Source organism: Isoptericola sp. NPDC055881, assembly GCF_053615895.1.
This window is the reverse complement of the sequence record NZ_JBSHCR010000147.1, coordinates 1-2,051: the sequence shown is the minus strand read 5'-3', so window position 1 is coordinate 2,051 and position 2,051 is coordinate 1. Positions and strand designations below refer to the sequence as shown.

Genomic DNA, 2,051 nt, shown 5'->3' with positions numbered 1-2,051 from the left:
GCCCTCGATGGGCCGGCCGCGACACCATGCCGACCAGCAGGAGTACGGGGCGACCCGGGGGTGGCCCGGCCCTGGTTCGGGCCGGGCCACCGGTGCTTCTACTTGCTGGGCCGCTCGGCCTTGTCCTGCTCGCCTCGGGCGATCTGCTCGACGTCGGAGAGCGTGTAGCCCCAGGATTCGAGGGCAGTCAGGTAGCCCCGCTCACCGCCCGGGTTCCGCCAGGTGTGGGTGCTGGTCTCCTTCTCGCGGGCCGCGAGAGCCAGCACCAGCGCGATGTGCTGGGCGCGGGCCGGGGTGACCTTCGCGAGGATGGCGCTCAGGGCCTTCTCAGCCCCGTAGCACCCCGGCTCTCGCTCGATGCCGAGCCACTGGCAGGCCAGAGGGTGCCCACCCTCGCCGGAGCGGCGCAGCGTGTACGTGTCGGTAGCGATGGCGCGGGCGACGTACTCGGCGGCTCCCTTCGGCGCGGTCTTGCGCTTGGCGAACTCGGCCAGCCATTCGCGGCGCACGACCTCGGCGGACTTCCATGCCTTGTTGTTCTCGATGACCGTGCGACGTTCGGCCTTCTGCTCGTCGGTCATCGGGCCGGACTTCGTCGGGCTGGCGCTGGCGTACTTGTCGCCGTGCCCGTGGGTTCGCCAGTTGGTGCAGACGTAGACCACGCTGACGCTGCTCCACCTCGAACGGACGTAGGCCGCGTGGCCGGGGCACTCGGCGTGGGCCTCCGGGGTGAGGTCCGTGCCGTGGTCCGCCTCGGTCGAGGGGCGCAGTTCGCTCAGGCTGCGGACCTTCTTGTCGTCGTAGGACGGGGCCTCGACCTCGGCCACGCCCTCGGCGGCCAGAGCCTCGCGGGCGGCGGCGACCTGCTCGGCTCGCTCGCGATCGTCGCGGGCGCGCTGGGCCTCGTGCGCGAAGCGTCCCGGCTCCTTCACCGCGACGGCGGTCAGTGCCTTGACCGTCTCCGGGGCGTCGGCGAACTCCGCCAGGACGGCGGCCTGGTCGATCGTGAGGTCGTACTTGGCCTGCACGGCGGCGGCGACCTTCGACTCGGCCACCTTGAGCGTGACGGCTACCTGGTCCTTCTTGGTGCCGGTGCGCTTGGCGATCTGCCCGGCGGTCAGCCCGAACTCGAGGGACAACTGCCGGAACGCTGCGGTGCGGTGGGTGTCGCGCATGTCGGCGCGGTGGTCGTTCTCGGCCAACTGCTCGATGATCCGGCGTGCCTCGCGGGCCTTCTCGTCGTCGTCGCTGGTGACGATCTGGGCGGGGATCGTGGCGCGCCCGGCCTCGATCGCGGCGAGGGTGCGGCGCTGGCCTTCCAGGACGGTCAGGGAGCCGTCGGCCTCGCGGCGGACCCGGATGGCCTGGATGACGCCGTGCTGCTTGATGGACCCGATGAACTCGCCGCTGAGGTCGGCGTCGGTCCGGACATTCGCGCCGACGATCAGGGTGCGCGGGTCGAGGTGGGCGAACTCGACGCCCTCGGCCAGCACCTGGGCTGTGCCTTCGCGGGTGGTGGTGTTCTCGGTGTTCGTGGTGCTCGTCATGAGTGAGCGACCTTCCTGCCGGGAGGTAGGTGGCACCCGCTGTCCGGGACCGTTTTTCGCCCCCTCCTGGCGCTGGAATGACCGCCCGCATAAGCGGCCCGGAGTGCAAGCCCCGGCACCGCCCGACGGCGGGGCTCGTGGGCCGAGCTCAGGGAGCGAAGCGACCGCAGGCCCACGAGTTCCGGCGGCGGGCGGCGGCGCAGCCGCGGGGCTTGCGCGGAGGGTCGCGCGGGCGATCATGGAAAGCCAGGAGGGGGCACAGCCGGCCCGCGCGTCAGCGCGGAACTACAGGGCCGCGCAGCGGCCGCCGTTCGGCGCCGGCCGCCAGGTCGGCATCGGTTCGCGCCGCTCCCCCGCCGCCGGCTCACCCGGCCCGGCCCTGTCTGTGCGGGCCAACGATCCGGCGCAGCCGGACCTCACTGCCTACCGGTGGTTCACGCTGTGGCTCGGTCGCCGGTTCGCTCGAGCTGCAGCGGTGGCGGGGGTCCGGGGGCGGCATGCCCC

At 72.6% G+C, this 2,051-nt stretch carries 1 protein-coding gene; it reads right to left on the bottom strand.

Annotated elements, in window-relative coordinates:
- Positions 1–98 precede the first annotated feature (98 nt).
- Positions 99–1,547 carry a ParB/RepB/Spo0J family partition protein gene (locus ACWGKI_RS20790; RefSeq protein WP_452189576.1) on the bottom strand — a complete coding sequence of 483 codons (1,449 nt, stop codon included), beginning with the start codon at positions 1,545–1,547 and terminating at the stop codon, positions 99–101.
- Between the last annotated feature and the right edge of the window lie 504 nt (positions 1,548–2,051).